A 21,552-nucleotide genomic window follows, 5' to 3' on the forward strand; every position below is an offset into this window, starting at 1 on the left:
CTAATGATGTTCAGACTGGCTCTGATAGTGTGTATTACCGTGGCTCCCTTGCTGGCTGCTGCCGGGACTGTCTCGTTTCGGGTGACCGGCGCCGACAGCGGCATGCCGCTGGCCAATGCCGTCATTGTGCTGCCCCGGTCAGCGGACAGTGCCACAGCCGACGCCAGCATGATTCAGGAGAATCGTCAGTTCGTTCCCCACGTACTGGTGGTGCCGCGCGGCACCGCGGTCAACTTCCCCAACCGGGACAATACCCAGCACCACGTTTACTCGTTCTCGCCCGCCAGGACCTTCGAAATTGAACTGTATGCCGGTGTTCCCGAAGCACCGGTCCGCTTTGACACCACCGGCGTGGTGGAGCTGGGCTGCAATATCCATGACCGGATGCAGGGATTCATCCTGGTGACCGACCAGCAGCATGGTGTCAGCAATGAAACCGGCGAACTGACCCTCGACTGGCCCGACGACCAGCCGCTTCCCCGGCAGGTCCGCGCATGGCATCCGCGGCTGGCTGACAACACCAATCTGGTGGAGGTTGCCGTCAACGGGGCCAGCGGCGAAGCGATACCCCTTGCGCTGGACGTTCGCCCCGCGCCGGAAACGGACTCTTCCCTCGACCGCCTGCAGCAACGTTTCCGGGACCTGTAACCGTGAGTCTGGACGGACTCGGGTTTCGTGGCCGCCTGCTGGTCGCGATGCTGTCCCTGGTGGCAGCCACCGCCCTGGCTCTGGGCCTTTCTTTCATGGTGTACCTGCTGGAAGACGAGGAACAGCGAGCCGCCGACAGCCTTGATGTGGCGGCACGGGTAACCACCGAAATCATTGCCGGACGCAGCGAACTGCTCACCGGCAACCTGCAGGTACTGGTGGACGATTTCGGCTTCCGTTCGGCCATTGCCAGCGACAACCAGGCCACCATGGCAAGCGCCCTGGACAATCACGCCGGTCGCGCCGGGGCCGATATTGCCATTGTACTGGACAGCGAAGGCACCGCCCTGGCCAGCATCGGCACACAGGAAGCTGACATACAGCGGTTTTTGCCGGAATTACTGGCGCGGGCGAATGACCAGGGCCAGGCAGACCAGATCCTCAGTACCGGCAACCGGGCCCTGCAGATGTTTGTCGTGCCGGTACGGGGAGCAGGCCTGCGGGCCTGGCTGGTAGCGGGTTTCGCCCTGGACGACGACTTTGCGCGGCGGCTCGCCGGGTTGACCGGCACCGAGGTGGTCTTCCGCGACCGTACCGGCGCTTCGGTGCTGGCGTCGAGCCGGCCGCCAGACAGCATGGGCCAGCTGCCGCCCCCGGGGAATAACGGTCAGATGGAGGAGACCAACAGCTTCTTCTCGCGGACCCTGCAGCTGGGTTCCGCTCAGCCTTCACCGGTACAGGCGGTACTGCTCATCGACCGGGAGCAGGCGCTGGCCAACTACTATGACCGCGCCGCCGACCTGGCACTCATCCTGCTAGTGGCGGTGGTCCTGTCCGGCATGGTGGTGCTGTTGACGGCCCGGGCCCTGGGGCGCCCGGTACTGGATCTGGCCCGCTTCGCCACCGCCATTGGCGATGGCCGAAACGCCCCCGAACCACCACCGCCCAGAACCCGCGAACTGCGCACCCTCCAGAACGCCCTGACCACCATGCAAAAGCGGGTGGGGGAACGGGAGGAGCGCATCCGGTTCAATGCCTTCCACGACGAACTCACGGGCCTGGCCAACCGCAAGGCCCTGAACGAGACGCTGGAAAACGCACTGGCGAACCAGCAGCCCCTGTTACTGGCCGGTATTACCCTGACCCGGTTCCGGGCCCTCAATGACACCCTCGGCTTCGAATTCGGTGACCAGGTGCTGGTGCTGGCCGCCGAGCGGCTGCGAGCCTGCCTGCCCGATAAGACCCGGCTTTTGACCCGCTCCGGCGGCAACGAATTCGTGGTCCTGACCGACCCGGATCAGGGCCCGCTGGCAACCCTGCTGACCAGGCTCAGGGATCAGTTGCAGGCCAGCACCACCATTGGTGAAACGCCCATCAACCTGCACGTTGCCGTGGCCGGGCTCGAGTTGCCCCGGGATGCCACCACCCCGGACGAGATCCGCCGGCGACTGCGCCTGACCCTGAAACGGGCGGAAGACAGCCCGCAACAGGTGGCTGCCTATGAGTCAGGCGGCGACGAGTCGCACCTGCGGGAGCTGACCCTGACCCAGGATCTGCGGCACGCGATTGCCAACGACGGCCTCAACCTGGTCTACCAGCCCAAAATTGCCATGGACAGCGCCCGCATGGTCCAGGTGGAAGCCCTGGCACGCTGGCACCACCCGGAACTGGGGTTTGTCTCGCCGGAGGAATTTATCCTGCTGGCGGAACAGACCGGCCAGATCCGCAACCTGACCCGCTTCATCCTGACCCGTATCGCCCGCGACCTTGCGGTCATGCATCAGGAAGGGCTGATGATCGGTGCGGCGATCAACCTGTCTGCCCTGGACCTGAGTAATACCCGTCTGCCCGATGATATCCGCCAGGCCTTCGGCGGGCAGGGCATCGACGTCCACTGGCTGACCTTCGAGGTCACGGAAAGCGCGATCATGACGGATACCGAGTCCGCCCGGCACACCCTTGATCAGCTCAGGGCCATGGGTGCCAGCCTGTCAGTGGACGATTTCGGCACCGGTTACTCGTCACTGTCCCAGCTGCGCCAGCTGCCGGTGCAGGAACTGAAGATCGACAAGTCCTTCGTGCTGCGCCTGAACCAGGAGCCCCAGGACCAACTGATCGTGCGTTCCACCATCGACATGGCCCACGGGCTGGGCCTGACGGTGGTGGCGGAAGGCATCGAGAACCTGGACAGCTGGCGCCTGTTACAGGGCTGGGGCTGCGACAAGGGGCAGGGCTTCTACATGGCGCGGCCCATGCCACCCGCGGACCTGCCCGGCTGGGCTGGTGACTTCCGCGAACAGGCCGCCACATTGCGTCCGATGACCGGAGATATTTCATGACCCATTGTTCAAACCACGGCGCACCGGTGCTGGCACTGGTGGCCGGCCTGACCCTTGCCACGCCGGCCCTTGCCGATCCCGGCAGCCGGCTGTGGGCCACCGGTGGCGTTACCACCATCGAGGGTAGCGCTGGCGGCGGGCTGGTACCCTGGGCACTGCTGGCGGGCTACGCCAGTGATCAGGAATGGGGCGGTACTGTCACCCTGTCCCGGGCGGAGGTGGACGATTTCACGCTGAACGTCACCGGCGCGGCGCTGAACTGGCACAACCGTGTGGAAGTCAGCATCGCCCGCCAGACCCTGGACCTGGACACCCTGGGTGCCACCCTCGGCGAGGACGAACTGTCCCAGGATATCTTCGGCATCAAGGCACGGCTGTTCGGCGATGTACTTTACAGCGACTATGGCCAGTGGTCCCTGGGCCTGCAGCACAAGCGCCAGCGGGACTTCGATATACCGGAGGCCATTGGCGCAGACGATGACCAGGGCACCGATGTCTACCTGTCCGGCAGCAAGCTGTTCTTCGCCGCCGTGGCCGACCGCAACCTGCTGGTGAACGCCACGGTACGGGGCACCAGGGCCAACCAGGGCGGGCTGCTGGGCTTTGGCGGTGACCGTAATGACAGCTATAAGGCCATGCTGGAAACCAGTGTCGGCCTGTTTTTAAACCGCAGCTGGATCGCCGGCGCCGAATACCGGCACAAGCCGGACAACCTGGGATTTGCCACCGAGGATGACTGGTGGGACGCCTTCGTCGCCTGGGTTCCGGATCGCCGTGTCTCCGTCACCGCCGCCTGGACCGACCTGGGCGATATTGCCGGGCTGGAGGATCAGCGGGGCCTTTACCTTTCATTGCAGGGCAGTTTCTGAGGAGAGCCATGATGACGACCTTACTGCGTGTGTCCGTGCTGATATCCGTGATGGCCCTGGTCGCCGGTTGTGCCACCCCCGGCCCATCGGAAGACAGCCTCTATCAGGACCTGGGCAAACGTGCCGGCATTGCCGAGATGGTTGAAGACCTGATGTACCGGATTGTCGAGGACGACAGGATTGCCTTTCAGTTCAAGGACATCGACGTGGTGCAGTTCCATACTAACCTGACGGATCAGCTCTGCGAACTCAGTGGCGGCCCCTGCACCTACACCGGACGCCCGATGACCGACGTCCATGACGGCATGAACGTCACCGAAACCCAGTTCAATGCCCTGGCGGAGCAACTGGTGCTGGCCATGGAGGACAACGGCATCAGCACCAGCGCCCAGAACCGTCTGCTGGAGCGCCTGGTGGAGCTGCACCCACAGATCACCCACCGTTAGCCCGGGTGTGATCATCACACTTGGCGTTTGTAACCGCGGGCGTTAACCTTGGCGGCTTCCAATTCACTGAACGTCCCATGACCGGAGTACCCTCCCCGATGGACCATCCCGATCTCGGCAAACTGATCCTGCGTCTTACCCTGGGCGGCCTGTTGCTGTTTCATGGCATCAGCAAACTGCTTAATGGTGTCGGTTTTATCGAGGGCCAGCTGGTCAGCCATGGCATTCCGGCATTCTTCGCCTATGGTGTATTGATTGGCGAGCTGCTGGCGCCGCTGATGGTAATCGTGGGCTACCAGACCCGCATCGGCGCCCTGCTGATCGTCTTCAACATGCTGGTCGCCATCGCCCTGGTGCACACCCACGAGTTGATGAAACTCGGGGGCAACGGCGGCTGGGCGCTGGAATTGCAGGGTTTCTTCCTGTTCACCGCGCTGGCCCTGATCTTTCTGGGGCCGGGCCGTTACAAACTGAAGAACTGAGGTATCGCCATGCCCCGGAAAGTACTCCCCGGTCGCTACCGCCACTACAAGGGCAAGGATTACCAGGTGATTGACACCGCCCGCCACAGCGAGACGGAAGAATGGCTGGTGGTGTACCGATGCCTGTACGGCGACCAGAGCCTGTGGGTGCGGCCGCTGGACATGTTCAACGAGTCGGTGACCGTGGCCGGGGAGGAAGTGCCCCGCTTTACCCGCATAAGTGACTGATCCTCCGTGCCGGGGCCCTCGACGTCCCCGGCATCTTTGACTCCGCTACGGCTTTCCTGCACATTAGCGCCCCTTCGAATCAACCTGTCCAATCCTTAATCAAGCGCAAAAGGCCTCACAAGGGCCGATGCCATTCACGGAGTCTTACCATGAACGCCGTTGTCGCTGCGGTTATCGTCATGCTCGTACTGAGCCTTGCCCGCATTCATGTTGTTGTTGCCCTGATCATTGGCGCCGTGGTCGGCGGTCTGCTCGGCGGTCTGTCCCTGGATGCCACCATTGACGCCTTCAACAGCGGCCTGGGCGGCGGTGCCACAGTGGCGCTGTCCTACGCCACCCTGGGTGCCTTTGCCGTGGCCATCGGCAAATCCGGCCTGGCCCACGCCCTGGCGGACCGGGCCCTGGCGATGGTGGGCAACCAGGATGCCGGCGACGCCCCGGCGGCTGCGAGCAAAGGCGTCCGCTGGCTGATCATCGGCCTGCTGCTGGCGGTGGCCATGTCGTCCCAGAACATCCTGCCAATCCACATCGCCTTCATCCCGATGCTGGTGCCGCCGTTACTGTACGTGATGGCAAAGCTGAACCTGGACCGGCGCCTGGTGGCCTGCGTGCTGACCTTTGGCCTGATCACCCCGTACATGTTCCTGCCGGTGGGCTTTGGCGGCATCTACCTGAACGAGATCCTGATGGCCAACGTGGCCGACAACGGCATTGCCATCGACGGCCTCAGCGTGATCAGGGCCATGGCACTGCCGGCACTGGGCATGCTGGTGGGTCTGCTGATTGCGGTGCTGTTCAGTTACCGGGGTGAACGCCACTATGACCTGACCAGAATCGAGCGCACCGAGCGGGTCAACACCCCCTACAGCGGCAAGACCCTATTGATTGCCATCATCGCCATTGCCGCCGCCTTCGTGGTGCAGCTGTGGCTGGGCTCCATGATCCTGGGCGCGCTGACCGGCTTCGTGCTGTTCAACCTGTCCGGCGTGGTGCGCTGGAAGGAGTCCGATGACCTGTTCACCGAAGGCATGAAGATGCTGGCCATGATCGGCTTCATCATGATCGCCGCCAACGGCTTCGCGGAAGTGATGCGGGAAACCGGCGACATCGCCAGCCTGGTGCAGGGCTCGGTAGCGACCATTGGTGACAACAAGGCCCTGGCGGCGTTCCTGATGCTGGTGGTGGGCCTGCTGATTACCATGGGTATCGGCTCGTCCTTCTCGACCATCCCCATCATCGCCGCGCTGTACGTGCCGCTGGCCCTGGAACTGGGCTTCAGCCCGCTGGCCATCGTGGCCCTGGTAGGCACCGCCGGCGCCCTGGGGGATGCGGGCTCACCCGCCTCCGACTCCACCCTCGGCCCCACCGCCGGCCTCAACGTCGACGGTCAGCATAACCACATCTGGGATACCGTGGTGCCCACCTTCCTGCACTACAACCTGCCGTTGCTGGTGTTCGGGTGGCTGGCAGCGATGGTGCTTTAAACAGCAAACAGCTTTTTTAGCCCTTTAGTCAGTCGTCTGTGTTATCCGACTTGAAGAACACCACCTGCTTGACCGTGTGATCTTCCTCATTGGAGCGCGTGTTCACCCGCGTCTCCAGTTCCGGGTTGCCGGAGGGGCCGTCGCCCCCCTGGCTGTCGGTGAAGCCACAGGAAACGCATTCCCGGTGCTGTACGCCGTCGTCATCGGCATACATGGTCAGCCTATCCATGGCCGCGCACCGGGGGCAGACGGCCCCGGCGATAAAGCGTTTCGGTGTACGGGCCATTGTCTGACTCCTCAGGCTGCGTGGTTGTGGTCCGTGATGCCGGACTGGCGTAGCAGGGCATCCACATCCGGCTCCCGGCCACGGAAGGCCTTGAACAGTTCCGCCGGCTCACGGGAGCCACCCATCTCGAGGATGTTTTGCCGGAACGAGTGCCCGGTTTCCGGATCGAAGATGCCGTTCTCCTCGAATAGCGAGAACGCATCGGCCGCCAGCACTTCCGCCCACTTGTAGCTGTAGTAACCGGCCGCGTAGCCACCAGCAAACACGTGGGAGAAGGAGTTGGGGAAACGGTTGAACTCCGGCGTCCGCACCACGGCGATCTCCTTGCGGACCTCCCGGTGCATATCCAGCGGATTGGTGGGGGCCTGCTCACTGAATTCCGCGTGCATGCGCAGGTCGAACAGCGAGAACTCCAGCTGCCGTACCATCTGCATGCCGGCCTGGAAGTTCTTCGCCGCCAGCATCTTGTCCAGCAGATCCTTGGGGAGGGGCTCGCCGGTCTCGTGGTGGCTGGCGATCAGCGCCAGGGACTCGGGATCCCAGCACCAGTTCTCCAGGAACTGGCTGGGCAGCTCTACCGCGTCCCAGGCCACACCATTGATACCGGATACGTGCCCCACGTCCACCTTGGTCAGCATATGATGCAGGCCATGGCCGAACTCGTGGAACAGGGTGGTGACCTCGTCGTGGGTCAGCAGCGAGGGCTTACCTTCCACGGGCGGGGTGAAGTTACAGGTAAGGAAGGCCACCGGCAGCTGCAGCTGGCCGCGCTGGTTCCGCCAGCGTACCCGGCAGTCGGCCATCCAGGCACCACCACGCTTGCCCTCACGGGCAAAGGGATCCAGGTAGAACCAGGCGATTTCCTCGCCGTCACGGGAGATGCGATAGGCCGTGGCATCCTTGTGCCAGGTTTCCACCTCGGGTTTTTGCTCGATCTGGACACCGAACAGCTTCTCGGTCACCTGGAACATGCCGGAGATTACCCGCTCGGCGGGGAACCAGGGGCGCAGAGTTTCCGGGGAAATGTCGTAACGCTTCTGACGCAGCTTTTCGCTGTAGTAGCCGATGTCCCAGGCTTCCAGGTCGTCAACGCCATGTTCCTCTTTCGCGAAGGCTTTCAGCTCGCTCACTTCCTGCTCCGCCACCGGCTTGGCCTTGGCCCCGAGTTCGTGCAGGAACTCCAGCACCTCGTCCACGCTGGAGGCCATCTTGGTGGCCAGGGAGCGCTCGGCGTAATTATTGAAGCCCAGCAGTTTGGCCTGGGCGTGGCGGCGCTTGAGGATCTCCGCCATGATCGGGGTGTTGTCCCATTTGCCGCCGTCCGGACCCACGTCGGAGGCACGGGTAACAAAGGCCTCGTAGACTTCACGGCGCAGCTCGCGATTGTCGCCATAGGTCAGCACCGGGAAGAAGCTGGGGAAGTCGAGGGTAATCACGAACCCGTCCAGATCTTTCTGTCTGGCGGCCTGGCGGGCACCGTCCAGGGCGGAGTCGGGCACGCCGGCCAGCTCACTCTCGTCGGTAATGTGCCTGTACCAGTTCTGGGTGGCATCCAGGACGTTATCGCTGAAACGGCTGGAGAGGTCGGACAGCTCCCGGGACAGGTTGGCGAAGGTTTTCTTCTTCTCCTCGGGCAGGTCAACACCGCCCAGGTGGAAGTCCCGCAGGGTGTTGTTGACCATCTTGCGCTGGGCTTCACTGAGGTCCTTGAAGTCCTCCCGTTCAGCCACTCTCTTGAAGGCCGCACAGAGTTGTTCGTTCTGGCTGATTTCAGTGGTGTATTCCGTCAGCTTTTCCAGGCAACGTTTGTGGACGGCACGAATGTCTTCGTTGTTCATCACGCCATTGAGATGCGAGATAACCGACCAGGCGTTGTTGAGGCGATCTTCCAGTGCCTCCATGGGCAGGGCCAGGGTATCCCACGACGGGTCGTCCTGGCTGGCCAGATCCTGGATCTGTACGCGGTTATCACTGAGAATCTGGTCAATGGCGGGCTCCATGTGTTCGATACGAACGTGATCGAATCTGGGGAGCAGGTCATCGGTAAGCAGTGGATTGTTCATTTGGCCTCGTCTCAGATGGCAAATTTGGATCAATGATATTTACCGGATTATCTGTGAAGATAACGGTATGCAAATGTCTTGGCTAATTAGGTCTATGTAATGGCGAATATACGTTCTCACAAGGGTTACACACCAAAATTCGGTGAAAGATCCTGGGTGGATGAGTCAGCGGTGGTGATTGGTGATGTGGAAATGGGTGACGACTGCTCGGTCTGGCCCATGACCGTGGTGCGGGGCGACATGCACCGGATCCGTATCGGTGACCGTTGCAGCATCCAGGATGGCACGGTGATTCACATCACCCACGCCTCCGACTTCAACCCCGGTGGCTGGCCCACCACACTGGGCGACGACGTCACCGTCGGCCACAAGGCCCTGATCCACGGCGCCACCATCGGCAGCCGCGTACTGGTGGGCATGGGCGCCATCATCATGGACGGCGCGGTGGTGGAAGACGACGTCATCATCGCCGCCGGCTGCCTGGTGACACCAGGCAAGACTCTGGAATCCGGCCACCTCTATGTCGGCTCTCCCTGCAAGAAGGCCAGGGCACTGACCGACGATGAGAAAACCTTCTTCACATACACCGCTGCGAACTATGTGAAGCTGAAGGACGACTACCTGGCTGAGCAATAATGGTATTCGCCCCTCTTGAAAAACTCCAACCCGTTCTTACATTCGAAAACAGCAGACGTTCACGGATAAACCATCCGGTTGGCGCCACCGTGATGGAGCTGTTCCGCGAATGAAGCTGAATCCAGACATCGTATTCAGGTTCACAGGAGGAGTTTCATTATGAGCAATCTTACCCGCTGGAATCCGGTCAACGAGTTTGAAGACCTGATTAACCGTTACAACCGCTACTTCGGGCTGCCTGCCACCAATGGTGAGCGTGAAGGCAAGGACCTGTTCCGTCGTAACGACTGGGCTCCGGCTGTCGACATCAAGGAAACGAAGGAAGCCTTCGTGATTGATGCCGAACTGCCGGGAATGAAGAAAGAAGACGTGAAGGTTACCGTCCATGACGGCGTGCTCACCATTCAGGGTGAACGCAAGCAGGAAGAGGAAACCGGTGACGACAAACAACACCGTGTGGAACGGGTCTACGGCAGCTTTCTGCGCCGGTTTACCCTGCCGGACAATGTGGACGAAGAAAGCGTCAAGGCCAATTTCAGGGATGGTGTCCTGTCACTGACCCTGACCAAGGTGGAACCGGCGCAACCCAAAGCCATCGAGGTGGAGGTCGACTGACCTCCCGTCCTCCTTCCAGGGACACCAGCGGCCGGGCCGGAGTGTTATTCCAGCTCGGCCGCTTTTTTTGCGCCTGCGGCCTTGAGGATATCGGCATAGGCCGTCATGCGCTTGTGGCGGGATACATGGTCCAGGATGGTCTCGCCCTGACTGTCTTTGGCGTTCAGGTCCCGGCCCGCCTCCACGAAGAAACCGATGAAACGCTCGAAATCCTCCGCGCGCATGCCCTCATACGCGCTGATCAGGACATAATAATCAGGGTTGATGCGGGCGTCATAGGGGCTCAGAAACAGGAAGCTCTTTACCCGTTCGTCGCTCCACTCCTCGCCGATGACTTTCGGTTTTTCAGGTCCGCTCATGATCTCTCTCGTTATAAAGCTGCCAGGAAAATGGGGCGAAGCAGTATAACGGCCCCGGGCTCACCTGACCTAGACGAATTATCTATCAGGTTATAATGTTCGACCCGGACCGGGGGATATCAGGGTAGCACTTCCACCGGAAGCTCCCGGGTGGGCATTGAATCGTCGCATTCAGGTTCACGGATGGCAATTTCCACCCGCCGGTTGAGGGCACGGTTGTCCGGGTTGGTATTGGGCGCCAGCGGCTGTGTCTCTGCTCTGCCGGCGGCAATGACCCGCTCGGCAGGTATCTGCCGGTTCAACACCAGCTCATGGACCACCGACACCGCCCGCGCCGCTGACAGGTCCCAGTTGGAACGGAAGCGGCTGCTGGTGATGGGCACATCATCGGTATAACCGGCAACGATAATATCGCCACTGCACCGGGACAGCACATCCACCACCCGGTCGATAATCGGCAGCATCGGCGGCTTGATCTCCGCCTCGCCTGAATTGAACGTGGCCTGCTCCGAGAAACGGATAACCACCTGTTGTTGATCGTAGTTGATGCTCAGGGACTCATTGGCCACCTGCTGTTCCAGTTCGTTGATCAGCCGCGAGGACAGCTCGACAATGCCTTCCGGTATCCTGGTAACGTCCGGTGCGGCCCCCCGGTCATCAATGAATTCCGCCTCGTCCCGGGGAGTGTCAGGGGGTTCGGGCAACGACACGGTATCCGACTCGATCAGGGTCAGCGGTGAACCACCCACGTCCTCGCCCACCACATTGGCACTGCCAAAAGCCACCGCCATGGACTGGGCCATGGCCCGGTATTTCTCGGCATCCATTTCAGCAAAGGACAACAGCAGGATAAAAAACGTCAGCAGCAGGGTTGCCAGGTCGGCGAAGGTCACGATCCAGGCAGGTGCACCTCCCTTCTTCCTGCGCACACTGGTACGACGCGTGAGCACCGGGGATGCCACCGGTCAGACCTCCTGGCCGGCTTCCGGAGCCTGGCGCTGATCCGGGCTGACAAACGACGACAGTATCTCGGTAATTACCCGGGGGTTCTGGCCACGGAGAATATTCTGGATGCTGGTGACGATCAGCAGCTGGTTGCGGCGCTCGTCGTCCGCCTTGAGCTGCAGCTTGTCGGCCAGGGGCAGGGCAATAAGCTGGGCAATGAACGCGCCGTATAGGGTGGTCAGCAGGGCGATGGCCATGGCCGGGCCGATAGAAGACGGGTCATCCAGCGTATTGAGCATCTGCACCAGGCCCACCAGGGTACCCAGCATGCCGATGGCCGGTGCGGACTCGCCAATACCACGAAATACCCGCTCGGCCACTTCGTAACGTTCGCTCACCTGCTGGATATCCTGGGCCAGGGTCTCTTCCACCATTTCCGGCGGGTGGCCATCCACGCACAGGTTAATGGCCTTCTGCAGGAATTCGTTTTCCGTTTCGTGGCTCTCCAGGCCGAGAATGCCGTCCTTGCGCACCACCCGCGCCAGCTCCCCAACCTCACGGATCAGGTCGCTGGGGCGGTCCAGGCGGTCGGTAAAGGCGGTTTTCAGGGCCAGCCTGAAGGCACTGCTGACGGTGGTCATGCGGAACCGGATCAGGGTTACGGCAAAGGTACCGCCCAGGACAATGGCCAGCCCGGGAAGGTTCAGGAACGTCAGTGCGGAGGCATTGGCCAGCATGGCGATTATGACAATCGCCACCCCTGCCACCAGCCCGACCAGGGTCAGAATATCCATGCAAGTATCCCGTCCGGGTAATTCGTTAACCTACTGGCCACAGAGGGCCTTGAGAGCAAGACGCGGTGGTGAAGGTTTAATAGTGGCCCACAGCATAGCCCAGTTTGCTGCCCCCGGGCCAAGGCCCGGTGGGCAAACGGTGACCTGCTTCAGTTATTACGCAACTCGTCCATCACCGGCACGGTTTCAGGGCGAATACCCCGCCAGATTCGGAACGACTCCGCAGCCTGCTCCACCAGCATGCCCAGCCCGTCCAGCACCTGAACTGCGCCGTTATCCAGTGCCCACTGGTTGAAGGTGGTGACGCCCGGTGTATACATCATGTCGTAGACCACCGTATCCGGCGTAACCACCTCCGTGGATACCGGAGGCAGATCGCCCTGGAGGCTGGCGCTGGTGCCATTGATGATGATATCAAACGCACCGGCCACGTCGGTGACCCCCTTGGCAGACAGCGCAGTATCGCCGGCCTCATCCGTAAACAGCTCCACCAGCGCCTCGGCCCGGGCCAGCGTGCGGTTGGCAATGACCAGCTCAGCGGGCTGTTCCGCCAGGATCGGCCCCAGCACCCCACGAACGGCGCCGCCGGCGCCCAGGATCAGTACCCGCTTGCCCGACAGGTTGACGCCATTATTCTTCGTCAGGTCGGTCACCAGGCCCACACCATCGGTGTTATCGGCGATCAGCCGACCCTCGTCATCCTGATAGAGGGTATTGCTGGCACCCGCCTTCGCGGCCCGCTCGCTGCGCTGGTCGGCCATTTTCCAGGCCTGCTCCTTGAACGGCACCGTGACGTTCAGCCCCTTGCCACCCTTGGCGAAGAAATCCCGCACCGTCTCGTCAAGCTCCTCCAGCGGCGCCTGGATGGCGGTGTACTCCAACGCCTCACCGGTGTTGGCGGCGAACAGGCTGTGGATACGGGGGGATTTGCTGTGGCTGATAGGGTTGCCCACCACGGCGTACAGGTCATTGTGCATCGTCTTCCTCCAGCCAGTTGCGTCCGGTCAGGAAATGGTCGGTCAGCCGCGCCTCTTCGGTACCCGGCTCCGGTGTTCGGTTGTAATCCCAGCGCACCAATGGCGGCAGCGACATGAGGATGGATTCGGTGCGCCCCCCGGACTGCAGCCCGAACAGGGTGCCACGGTCATAGACCAGGTTGAACTCCACGTAGCGACCACGCCGGTAGAGCTGGAACTCACGCTCACGCTCGCCCCAGGGGTGGTCCATGCGACGCTGCACGATGGGCTCGTAGGCCGCGATGAAACTGGAGCCCACAGACTGCATCAGGCCGAAGTCATCGGCGAAACTGCCGGTGTTATGGTCATCAAAGAACAGACCGCCGACACCCCGGGGTTCCTGGCGGTGCCTGAGGTAGAAGTATTCGTCACACCACCGTTTGTAGCGGGGGTAGATATCAGGCCCGAACGGCTGGCAGGCATTGCGGGCGGTCTCGTGCCAGTGCCGGCAGTCATCGTCGAAACCATAGTAGGGGGTCAGGTCATAGCCACCGCCAAACCACCACACCGGTTCGCTGTCCTTGGGCGTGGCAACGAAGAACCGCACATTGGCGTGGGAGGTGGGCACATAGGGGTTCTTCGGGTGCATCACCAGCGACACGCCCATGGCCTGCCAGGGCGCGCCGGCCAGGTGTGGACGGTGGGCGGTGGCCGAGGGCGGCATCTGCTCACCCATGACGCGTGAAAAGTTGACGCCACCCTTTTCGAATACGGCACCGTCGGTGATCACACGACTGATGCCACCACCACCTTCGGGACGGTCCCAGGCGTCGGTCACGAATTCTGCCTTGCCGTCCAGAGCCTGCAGGCGCTGACAGATGGTGTCCTGCAGGTTCAACAGATACGTGCGGACGGCTTCGGAATCCGGCGTTGCGGGATCGGTCATCGGGCCTCCTATCTCAGCTTCTGGCCTGTGGTGATATCGATAATGGTACTGGGCTGACGGGAATCTCCCAGGCTACCGGATACCATCAGGTCAATACCATCGGGGAAGTAGCGCCGTACCTGCCAGGGGGCCCGGGCGGGCTCACGACCCGCCGGATTGCAGGAGGTAGACACCAGCGGCATGCCCGCCAGCCGGCATAACCGCTGTACCAGGGGGTGGGCGCTGACCCGCACGGCAATGGTGTCATGGTCGCCCCGTACCCAGTGGGGAATCCGTGCGGCCACGTCCGGTACCACACAGGTCACCGGCCCGGGCCAGTGGCTCTCGGCCCGTTGGCGAACCGCAGGCGGCAGCGGATCCAGCAGGAAGCCGATCTGCTCCACCGACGCCGCCACCAGAATCAGCCCCTTGTGCATGGGCCGCTGCTTGAGGGCGAGGATGGTGTCTACCGCGAACTCGCTCCAGGGATTGCACCCCAGACCCCAGACCGCTTCGGTGGGATAGGCGATGACACCGTCCCCCTCCAGGACATGGCGGAGGCGCTGGCGGGACCAGGGGGTGGCAAGGTTTGTGGCGGTTGTCATAATGCTCCACTAATGTCCCGTCTGAACGCCACAGTGCGGCAGAATCCTAGAACACCCGCAGGTAACCCCCGGGGGCGGACTCCACCAGCCCTTCCATCTCCAGCAACAGCAGCGACTGCATCAGCTGGTCCGCCGGCAGCCCCGTGGCGGCACAGAGTTGATCCGTAGAGCAGGGATCATACCCTAAAGCATTCAGTACCGCGATTTCCCGCGGGTCCAGATGATCCGGTACCGGTGCCGGCCCGGGCGCCGTGGCAAACAGCTCCGGCTGGGGCGCAGGCGGTGGTTTTGTCGGCGGCTCCGGTGTTCGCGCCTCCACCGGCCGGTTCCACCAGGCGGCCAGTTCCTCCTCGATATCATCCACGGTTTCCACCAGCTTGGCACCCTGGCGGATCAGGGAATGGCAGCCCCGGGCCAGCGGATTGTGGATGGAGCCGGGAATGGCGAATACCTCCCGCCCCTGTTCCAGCGCCAGCCGTGCGGTAATCAGGGACCCGGAACGCAATCCCGCCTCCACCACCAGGATGCCACGGCTCAGGCCGCTGATAATGCGGTTGCGCTTCGGGAAATGCTGCGACCTGGGTTGGGTACCCGGCGGGTATTCGGACACCAGCACCCCCTGCTCGATGATCTGGCCGGTCAACGCCCGGTGGCTGCGGGGATAGATCACATCCGCCCCGGTGCCCACCACGGCAACGGTATCGCCTCCTGCCGCCAGGGCACCGGCATGAGCGGCACCGTCCACGCCCTGAGCCAGCCCGCTGGTGACGGCGTAGTCTTTTTCCGTCAGCGCGCCGGCAAACTGCCAGGCATGGTCCAGGCCGGCGCGGGTGGCGTTTCGGGACCCCACGATGGCGATCTGGGGCCGGCTCAGCAGTTCCGCCCGGCCCCGCAAATAGAGCACCGCCGGGGCATCCTGAATATGGCGCAGGGGTTCCGGATAGTGCTCTTCACCCCAGCCCAGCAACTGTATTGACTGCTGCTGGCAGATGTCGAACACCGCCGCTATGTCGGCCAACAGAGGAAAATCCAGATCGCCCTGTTGCCAGGCGGCCATCACCGCCCGGGCTTCCGCCCCGGCGCCAAAGGCCTTGTGGGTGGCGGCAGAAGCGTCAAGAAACTCCAGCGGATCGGCAAAGGCGTCGCAGACTGCCAGCCAGCGCTTGCCACTGAAACGGGGCAACTGGCCCAGCAACAACCAGGGGGCTGACGATGAGGAAAGAAATGCAGTGCCGGGTGCTTTGACCGACGTAGGCAAGGGCAACCTCCCTGTCAATCGGGCTGCCGTCCTGGCAGCCCATGGATTGCAGATTGAATAACGGCCCGGGCGGGCCGTTACGGATTCACCACCTGATCACCCACGGACAGGGCACGGGTGGCCTGGAGAATCAGACCATAGCTGAGCTTCTCATAGGTCTGGAATACCATCAGCAAACCGGCGCGTTCACTGGGGAGCTGCACCATCTCATCGGTCACAGGATCCCTGGCCATACTCCCCGTTTGCAGCACGGCCAGCACGTTGCCTACTTCCAGGCCATCCCGCTTACCACGGTTCAGTACCACGACGTTGTACTGACCGATCTGGTTAACACCACTTTCCACCGCGATCATTTTGCCTTCGATCTGCCCATCCGGTGCACTGGGTGTGAACGCCGTGTTGATGCGACGATCCTCGCGGGCCAGCAGACGGTCTTCGATGCGCACTTCTTCGCGAGTGCGGATCAGTTCCACAGTGAGGATATCGTCGTTCTCCTCGACCACCTTACCGTCGCCGATGGAGCGTGCCTCCAGGCCCAGAAACTCGCCGGTGTCCGGATCGGTATAGGAGCGGCTGCGACGGAACACGCCGACGCTGCGGGCCGGAGCCTCGCCACGGGCATAGAGCCGGTCAAGAGCGCCCATTATAATCCGGCCTTCGGTACCTTCCAGCACATAGGGTGCCCCGTTCAGTTCCTCTTCCGTGACAATACGGGTCTTGGTCAGGAAACTGTCGATAGCGTCCAGGGGTATGGCCGGAATCGGTGTGTCGATGGCCTCGGAACGCACCTTGGGCGAGAGCTTGACCACACCGTTGCTGGTCTTCGTCAGGTAGGGCTTGCCATCGATATAGACCAGCGCGAGTTCATCCCCGGGATAGATCAGGTGGGGATTGTCCACCTGCGGGTTCACGTGCCAGATCTCTGGCCAGTACCAGGGGTTGTTCAGGAACCGTGACGAGATGTCCCAGAGGGTATCACCCTTTTTCACGACATACCGTTCGGGGTGATCGGTCCGGAACTCCGGGCCCTGTGCCTGTGCCCAGGATGTGGACAGCAACATCACGGCTGCCAGAGCGTACAGCAGTTTCCTCATTGTAAAATCCTTCATCGCGCGTGCCTTGAAAGCGTACTTCCCTCTAATATAGAGGAAAGTAACGAAATTGTGACCTTATATTCCTGACTTGCAGTAGATTCTGGCTATCGCCTGATCAGTTTGTATTCAATGATACTTCCGGGGATAATATGGATATTGGACGCTGTCTCCCCTGGGAATACGGACCTGTCGTCCCGATTATGATAGCCAGTAGACAGCAAAAGTCGCGGTACGCGATCGCATTTTGTGACACCAGCCAGACCTCTTTGCGAGATCATGGCAACTCAGGCAAGCACAGGCAATTATGATTCTGAACATTCTTGAATATCCGGACCCACGGCTGCGGACCATTGCCAAACCGGTGGAGGAAGTCACCGACAGGCACCGCAAGCTGATCGACGACATGTTCGAAACCATGTACGACGCGCCGGGTATTGGCCTGGCAGCGACTCAGGTCAACGTTCATGAGCAGATCATCGTGATGGATCTGTCCGAGGACAAGAGCGATCCCCGGGTGTTCATCAACCCGGAAGTGGAGGTGCTCGACGGCGACTACCAGCCCATGCAGGAGGGCTGCCTGTCAGTGCCGGGGTTCTACGAGGACGTTGATCGCATCGAACATGTTCGCATCAGGGCCATCGGCTACGACGGCCAACCCTATGAGCTGGAGGCCACCGGCCTGCTGGCCGTATGCATTCAGCACGAGATGGACCACCTCAACGGCAAGTTGTTTGTGGATTACCTGAGCGCCCTGAAGCGCAACCGGATCCGCAAGAAGCTCGAGAAGCTTCACAAGAAAAGCGCCTGATACCACCATCAGGCCAGAGCATGACAACGAAAACCGGGTAAAGCACCCGGTTTTTTCGTTTGCCAACGCAGCCAGAAACAGGAACCCGCTGTGAGAATCGTTTTTGCCGGAACCCCCGATTTTGCCGCCGTTGCCCTCCGGGCACTGCTGGCCACCGATCATGACATTGTCGCGGTTTACACCCAACCCGACCGTCCCGCAGGACGGGGCCGTAAACAGCAGTACGGACCGGTCAAGCAGACCGCGGTGGAGTCTGATATTCCCGTGTACCAGCCCGAGTCCCTGAAGGACGAATCCGAGCAACAGCGGCTGCGTGACCTGCAGCCGGACGTCATGGTGGTGGCCGCCTATGGCCTGATCCTGCCCCGGGCGGTGCTGGACATCCCCCGCCTGGGTTGCCTCAACATCCATGCCTCGCTGCTGCCCCGATGGAGAGGTGCCGCCCCCATCCACCGGGCAATCGAAGCCGGCGACGCAGAAACCGGCATCACCATCATGCAGATGGCGGCCGGCCTCGATACCGGCGACATGCTGCTGAAACAACGCACCCCCATTCATGACGACGATACCGGCGGCAGCCTTCATGACCGGCTGGCGGACATGGGCGGCCGGGCCATTGTGGAAGCCCTGGCGGCGCTGGATACCCGGGGCCTGGACGCCGAGCCCCAGGACGAAAGCCAGGCCACCTATGCCCACAAGCTGAGCAAGCACGAGGCCCATATCGACTGGCAGGCCAGTGCCGTCGATATCGCCCGCAAGGTCCGCGCCTTCAACCCCTGGCCGGGTACCGATGTCGAGCTGGACGGTCAGCGAGTTCGGATCCACGAAGCCTTTGCTGTCGATGACACCACCACGCAGCCGCCCGGTACTGTGCTGACCCGTGAACGCGCCGGCGTCGATGTAGCCTGCGGCGATGGCATCCTGCGGGTAACCCGGGTGCAGCTGCCGGGGACCCGGGCCATGTCCGTGTCCGACCTGATCAACGGCGGCAAGCCGGTGCTGCAGCCCGGCCAGGTGCTGCACTGATGGACCGTGAGCTACCCCTGCGCGCCGTCGCCGCCCGCGTCATCCAGGCCGTGGAGCAGGGCGAATCCCTGAACCAGTGTCTGCCGGCAGAGGCCCACACCCTCGACCCGGACCTTCGCCCACAGCTGCAGGCCCTGTGCTACGGCACCTGCCGCTGGTTCCACCGGCTCGATGGTGAACTGACCGGTCGCCTGCGAAAGCCCCTGCGCAGGCAGGATCGTATTGTGCACCACCTGATGCTGGTGGCCCTGTTCCAGCTGCGCTTCAGCGAAAACCCTTCCTACGCCGTGCTCAACGAAACCGTGGAAGCCTGCAAGGCCCTGGGCAAGACCCCGCTGGCGGGGCTGGTCAACGGTGTGCTGCGGGCGGCGGAGCGGGAAGGTGCCCCTGATCCCACCAGCGACGAGGCTCGCTACAGCCACCCGAACTGGATGATCGAGAAACTGCGCCACAACTGGCCAGAGCACTGGCAGGGCATACTGGACGCCAACAATGCCCAGGCCCCCATGACACTGCGGGTCAACCGGATGCATGGCAGCCGGGACGAGTACCTGGCCCGGCTGCAGGAAGCGGGCATCCCGGGCCGGGCCACCAGATTCGCCAGCCAAGGCATCCAGTTGGACAAACCGGTGCCCGTCGACCTGCTGCCGGGCTTTGCTGACGGCCATGTCAGCGTTCAGGACGAGGCCGCCCAGCTGTGTACCCGGTGGCTCAGGCCCGAGCCGGGCCAGCACATACTCGACGCCTGTGCCGCCCCCGGTGGCAAGACCTGCGCCATCCTCGAGTCCATCGACAATCAGGGCACGGTGGTGGCGATCGACGAATCCGCCGATCGCCTGCCCCGGATCCAGGAGAATCTGGACCGGCTGCAACTCTCTGCCAGACTGATAGAAGCCGATGCGGCCGACATCGACCAGTGGTGGGACGGACAGCCGTTTGATGCGATCCTGCTGGATGTGCCCTGCAGCGCCACCGGCGTGATCCGCCGGCACCCGGACATCAAACTGTTGCGGCGGGAGACGGATATCACCCCCCTCGCCACCATCCAGATGGGCCTGCTGTCGGGCCTCTGGCAGACCCTGCGGCCTGGCGGTCGGCTGGTTTACGCGACATGTTCCGTGTTTCCACAGGAAAACAGCCGTATAATCCGGCGATTCCTCGGCCAGCAGGCGGATGCCCGATTGCTCGACGAAACAGTCACCTGGGGTATGGACACCGGCCATGGGCGACAACTGCTGCCGGACCCCGAAAGCCACGACGGATTTTTCTACGCCTGCCTGGTGAAAGGCGGGCCGGAGGAGAGCCAGTGAAGATCATCATCCTCGGAGCCGGTCAGGTCGGCGGCAGTCTTGCGGAAAACCTGGCCAACGAGGCCAACGACATCACCGTGATCGACAGCGACGGGGTGCGCCTGCGGGAGCTTCAGGACCGGCTGGATATCCGCACGGTTCAGGGCTTTGCCTCCTATCCCACGGTGCTGCGGCAGGCCGGCGCCGAAGACGCCGACATGCTGATCGCCGTGACCAACTCCGATGAAACCAACATGGTCGCCTGCCAGGTGGCGTTTTCGCTGTTCCGGACCCCGTCCAAGATCAGCCGGGTGAGGGCGAACGCCTACCTGGCCCGCAAGGAGCTGTTCGGAGAAAACGGTTTCCCGGTGGATGTACTGATCAGCCCGGAACATCTGGTCACCCAGCACATCACCCGGCTGATCGAGTATCCCGGTGCCCTGCAGGTGCTGGAATTTTCCAACGGCCTGGTACGGCTGGTGGCCATCCGCGCCACCGAGGGCGGCCCGCTGGTGGGCCATGAGCTGTCCTACCTCCGCACCCACATGCCGCGCATTGATACCCGGGTGGCCGCCATCTTCCGCAAGGACCGGCCCATCATCCCCCAGGGCGACACCGTGATCGAAGATGGCGACGAGGTGTTCTTCATCGCCGGCACCGACCATATCCGCTCGGTCATGAGCGAACTGCAGCCCCTGGAGAAACCCTACAAACGTATCTTTATCTGCGGTGGCGGTAACATCGGTCAGCGCCTGGCCCACACCCTGGAAAGCCGCTACCAGGTCAAGCTGCTGGAGCAGAACCGGGACCGCTGCGTGATGCTGTCGGAGAACCTGCGCAAGACCATCGTGCTGGAGGGCAACGCCGCCAACAAGGACATCCTGCTGGAAGAGAACATCGAAAGCACCGATGTATTCTGCGCGGTCACCAACGACGACGAGGCCAACATCATGGCCTCGCTGCTGGCCAAGCGCCTCGGCGCCCGAAAGGTGCTCACACTGATCAACAACCCGGACTACGTGGACCTGATCCAGGGCGGGGAAATCGACGTGGCCATCTCGCCCCAGCAGACCACCATCGGCAGCCTGCTTACCCACGTGCGCAAGGGCGACGTGGTTAACGTGCACTCGCTGCGACGGGGCGCCGCGGAGGCCATCGAAGCCATCGCCCACGGCGATCACCGTTCCTCCCGGGTCGTCGGCAAGCGCCTGGACGAGATCAAGCTGCCCCAGGGCACCACCATCGGCGCCATTGTCCGCCACAACGAGGTACTGATTGCCCATGACCACCTGCGGGTGCAGCCGGATGATCACGTGGTGCTGTTCCTGGTGGACAAGACCCGCATCCGCGAGGTGGAGAAGCTGTTCCAGGTGGGGCTGACCTTCTTCTGATGATCA

General features: G+C 62.3%; 23 protein-coding genes. 13 read left to right on the plus strand and 10 right to left on the minus strand.

The window, feature by feature from the left end; translation table 11 throughout:
• Positions 1 to 6 precede the first annotated feature (6 nt).
• From IE079_RS02225 to IE079_RS02255, 7 genes are all read left to right on the plus strand, one after another.
• Positions 7 to 648 carry a methylamine utilization protein gene (locus tag IE079_RS02225; RefSeq protein ID WP_227712259.1) on the plus strand — a complete coding sequence of 214 codons (642 nt, stop codon included), beginning with the start codon at positions 7 to 9 and terminating at the stop codon, positions 646 to 648.
• Between the two features lie 2 nt (positions 649 to 650).
• A complete protein-coding gene (locus IE079_RS02230; RefSeq protein ID WP_189572121.1) occupies positions 651 to 2,987 on the plus strand; it encodes a putative bifunctional diguanylate cyclase/phosphodiesterase in 2,337 nt (778 codons plus the stop codon).
• Positions 2,984 to 3,856, plus strand: a complete 873-nt coding sequence (locus tag IE079_RS02235) for a DUF3034 family protein (protein ID WP_189572124.1) — start codon at positions 2,984 to 2,986, stop codon at positions 3,854 to 3,856. The genes IE079_RS02230 and IE079_RS02235 overlap by 4 nt, the downstream gene beginning before the upstream one ends.
• Before the next feature lie 8 nt (positions 3,857 to 3,864).
• On the plus strand, positions 3,865 to 4,302 hold the full coding sequence (locus IE079_RS02240; protein WP_189572127.1) for a group I truncated hemoglobin: 438 nt from the start codon (positions 3,865 to 3,867) through the stop codon (positions 4,300 to 4,302).
• 77 nt (positions 4,303 to 4,379) lie between these two features.
• On the plus strand, positions 4,380 to 4,784 hold the full coding sequence (locus IE079_RS02245) for a DoxX family protein (RefSeq protein ID WP_227712260.1): 405 nt from the start codon (positions 4,380 to 4,382) through the stop codon (positions 4,782 to 4,784).
• Positions 4,785 to 4,793: 9 nt separating this feature from the next.
• Positions 4,794 to 5,012 (plus strand): DUF1653 domain-containing protein, encoded by a 219-nt coding sequence (locus IE079_RS02250; protein WP_189572130.1) that lies wholly within the window; start codon positions 4,794 to 4,796, stop codon positions 5,010 to 5,012.
• 149 nt (positions 5,013 to 5,161) lie between these two features.
• Positions 5,162 to 6,496 (plus strand): Na+/H+ antiporter family protein, encoded by a 1,335-nt coding sequence (locus IE079_RS02255; RefSeq protein ID WP_189572133.1) that lies wholly within the window; start codon positions 5,162 to 5,164, stop codon positions 6,494 to 6,496.
• A 28-nt stretch (positions 6,497 to 6,524) separates the two neighbouring features.
• Here IE079_RS02255 and IE079_RS02260 read toward each other — a convergent pair whose 3' ends face one another.
• Positions 6,525 to 6,782, minus strand: a complete 258-nt coding sequence (locus tag IE079_RS02260; RefSeq protein WP_189572136.1) for a YheV family putative zinc ribbon protein — start codon at positions 6,780 to 6,782, stop codon at positions 6,525 to 6,527.
• An 11-nt stretch (positions 6,783 to 6,793) separates the two neighbouring features.
• Positions 6,794 to 8,845, minus strand: coding sequence for an oligopeptidase A (prlC, locus tag IE079_RS02265; RefSeq protein ID WP_189572139.1), 2,052 nt, complete (start codon positions 8,843 to 8,845; stop codon positions 6,794 to 6,796).
• Between the two features lie 99 nt (positions 8,846 to 8,944).
• Here prlC and IE079_RS02270 point away from each other — a divergent pair, with 99 nt between their 5' ends.
• Together IE079_RS02270 and IE079_RS02275 are read left to right on the plus strand one after the other, a co-directional pair.
• Positions 8,945 to 9,481 (plus strand): gamma carbonic anhydrase family protein, encoded by a 537-nt coding sequence (locus IE079_RS02270; protein WP_189572142.1) that lies wholly within the window; start codon positions 8,945 to 8,947, stop codon positions 9,479 to 9,481.
• Between the two features lie 159 nt (positions 9,482 to 9,640).
• On the plus strand, positions 9,641 to 10,096 hold the full coding sequence (locus IE079_RS02275) for an Hsp20/alpha crystallin family protein (protein WP_189572145.1): 456 nt from the start codon (positions 9,641 to 9,643) through the stop codon (positions 10,094 to 10,096).
• Between the two features lie 44 nt (positions 10,097 to 10,140).
• On the opposite strand, the gene IE079_RS02280 is transcribed toward IE079_RS02275, so the two are convergent.
• From IE079_RS02280 to IE079_RS02315, 8 genes are all read right to left on the minus strand, one after another.
• Complete coding sequence (locus IE079_RS02280) at positions 10,141 to 10,455, minus strand: PA4642 family protein (protein WP_189572148.1); 315 nt, start codon at positions 10,453 to 10,455, stop codon at positions 10,141 to 10,143.
• A 119-nt stretch (positions 10,456 to 10,574) separates the two neighbouring features.
• Positions 10,575 to 11,417, minus strand: a complete 843-nt coding sequence (locus IE079_RS02285) for a flagellar motor protein MotB (protein ID WP_227712261.1) — start codon at positions 11,415 to 11,417, stop codon at positions 10,575 to 10,577.
• Positions 11,418 to 11,420: 3 nt separating this feature from the next.
• Positions 11,421 to 12,194 (minus strand): MotA/TolQ/ExbB proton channel family protein, encoded by a 774-nt coding sequence (locus tag IE079_RS02290; RefSeq protein ID WP_189572151.1) that lies wholly within the window; start codon positions 12,192 to 12,194, stop codon positions 11,421 to 11,423.
• A 149-nt stretch (positions 12,195 to 12,343) separates the two neighbouring features.
• Entirely contained in the window at positions 12,344 to 13,171 is an 828-nt protein-coding gene (gene aroE, locus IE079_RS02295) for a shikimate dehydrogenase (RefSeq protein ID WP_189572153.1), read from the minus strand.
• On the minus strand, positions 13,161 to 14,096 hold the full coding sequence (gene hemF / locus IE079_RS02300; protein WP_189572156.1) for an oxygen-dependent coproporphyrinogen oxidase: 936 nt from the start codon (positions 14,094 to 14,096) through the stop codon (positions 13,161 to 13,163). The genes aroE and hemF overlap by 11 nt, the downstream gene beginning before the upstream one ends.
• A gap of 8 nt (positions 14,097 to 14,104) precedes the next feature.
• A complete protein-coding gene (tsaC, locus tag IE079_RS02305) occupies positions 14,105 to 14,680 on the minus strand; it encodes an L-threonylcarbamoyladenylate synthase type 1 TsaC (protein ID WP_189572159.1) in 576 nt (191 codons plus the stop codon).
• Positions 14,681 to 14,726: 46 nt separating this feature from the next.
• Positions 14,727 to 15,938, minus strand: a complete 1,212-nt coding sequence (gene dprA, locus IE079_RS02310) for a DNA-processing protein DprA (protein ID WP_189572162.1) — start codon at positions 15,936 to 15,938, stop codon at positions 14,727 to 14,729.
• A 77-nt stretch (positions 15,939 to 16,015) separates the two neighbouring features.
• Complete coding sequence (locus IE079_RS02315) at positions 16,016 to 17,032, minus strand: LysM peptidoglycan-binding domain-containing protein (RefSeq protein WP_189572165.1); 1,017 nt, start codon at positions 17,030 to 17,032, stop codon at positions 16,016 to 16,018.
• 301 nt (positions 17,033 to 17,333) lie between these two features.
• Between IE079_RS02315 and def the strand changes: the two genes are divergently transcribed.
• From def to trkA, 4 genes are all read left to right on the plus strand, one after another.
• On the plus strand, positions 17,334 to 17,840 hold the full coding sequence (gene def / locus IE079_RS02320) for a peptide deformylase (RefSeq protein WP_189572946.1): 507 nt from the start codon (positions 17,334 to 17,336) through the stop codon (positions 17,838 to 17,840).
• A gap of 90 nt (positions 17,841 to 17,930) precedes the next feature.
• Positions 17,931 to 18,866, plus strand: a complete 936-nt coding sequence (gene fmt, locus IE079_RS02325; protein WP_189572168.1) for a methionyl-tRNA formyltransferase — start codon at positions 17,931 to 17,933, stop codon at positions 18,864 to 18,866.
• The gene (rsmB, locus tag IE079_RS02330) at positions 18,866 to 20,176 is read left to right on the plus strand and encodes a 16S rRNA (cytosine(967)-C(5))-methyltransferase RsmB (RefSeq protein ID WP_189572171.1); all 1,311 of its coding nucleotides are present in this window, start codon (positions 18,866 to 18,868) and stop codon (positions 20,174 to 20,176) included. The genes fmt and rsmB overlap by 1 nt, the downstream gene beginning before the upstream one ends.
• Complete coding sequence (trkA, locus tag IE079_RS02335; RefSeq protein WP_189572174.1) at positions 20,173 to 21,546, plus strand: Trk system potassium transporter TrkA; 1,374 nt, start codon at positions 20,173 to 20,175, stop codon at positions 21,544 to 21,546. The genes rsmB and trkA overlap by 4 nt, the downstream gene beginning before the upstream one ends.
• The last annotated feature ends 6 nt before the right edge of the window (positions 21,547 to 21,552 follow it).

This window comes from Marinobacter zhanjiangensis, from assembly GCF_014651935.1.
Classification (GTDB): Bacteria; Pseudomonadota; Gammaproteobacteria; order Pseudomonadales; family Oleiphilaceae; genus Marinobacter; species Marinobacter zhanjiangensis.

Coding starts and splice junctions, on each gene's coding strand:
- IE079_RS02225 (WP_227712259.1), top strand. CDS start 7: ATGTTCAGACTGGCTCTGATAGTGTGTATTACCGTGGCTCCCTTGCTG.
- IE079_RS02235 (WP_189572124.1), top strand. CDS start 2,984: ATGACCCATTGTTCAAACCACGGCGCACCGGTGCTGGCACTGGTGGCC.
- IE079_RS02240 (WP_189572127.1), top strand. CDS start 3,865: ATGATGACGACCTTACTGCGTGTGTCCGTGCTGATATCCGTGATGGCC.
- IE079_RS02245 (WP_227712260.1), top strand. CDS start 4,380: ATGACCGGAGTACCCTCCCCGATGGACCATCCCGATCTCGGCAAACTG.
- IE079_RS02250 (WP_189572130.1), top strand. CDS start 4,794: ATGCCCCGGAAAGTACTCCCCGGTCGCTACCGCCACTACAAGGGCAAG.
- IE079_RS02255 (WP_189572133.1), top strand. CDS start 5,162: ATGAACGCCGTTGTCGCTGCGGTTATCGTCATGCTCGTACTGAGCCTT.
- IE079_RS02260 (WP_189572136.1), bottom strand. CDS start 6,782: ATGGCCCGTACACCGAAACGCTTTATCGCCGGGGCCGTCTGCCCCCGG.
- prlC (WP_189572139.1), bottom strand. CDS start 8,845: ATGAACAATCCACTGCTTACCGATGACCTGCTCCCCAGATTCGATCAC.
- IE079_RS02270 (WP_189572142.1), top strand. CDS start 8,945: ATGGCGAATATACGTTCTCACAAGGGTTACACACCAAAATTCGGTGAA.
- IE079_RS02275 (WP_189572145.1), top strand. CDS start 9,641: ATGAGCAATCTTACCCGCTGGAATCCGGTCAACGAGTTTGAAGACCTG.
- IE079_RS02280 (WP_189572148.1), bottom strand. CDS start 10,455: ATGAGCGGACCTGAAAAACCGAAAGTCATCGGCGAGGAGTGGAGCGAC.
- IE079_RS02290 (WP_189572151.1), bottom strand. CDS start 12,194: ATGGATATTCTGACCCTGGTCGGGCTGGTGGCAGGGGTGGCGATTGTC.
- aroE (WP_189572153.1), bottom strand. CDS start 13,171: ATGCACAATGACCTGTACGCCGTGGTGGGCAACCCTATCAGCCACAGC.
- hemF (WP_189572156.1), bottom strand. CDS start 14,096: ATGACCGATCCCGCAACGCCGGATTCCGAAGCCGTCCGCACGTATCTG.
- tsaC (WP_189572159.1), bottom strand. CDS start 14,680: ATGACAACCGCCACAAACCTTGCCACCCCCTGGTCCCGCCAGCGCCTC.
- IE079_RS02315 (WP_189572165.1), bottom strand. CDS start 17,032: ATGAGGAAACTGCTGTACGCTCTGGCAGCCGTGATGTTGCTGTCCACA.
- rsmB (WP_189572171.1), top strand. CDS start 18,866: ATGGACCGTGAGCTACCCCTGCGCGCCGTCGCCGCCCGCGTCATCCAG.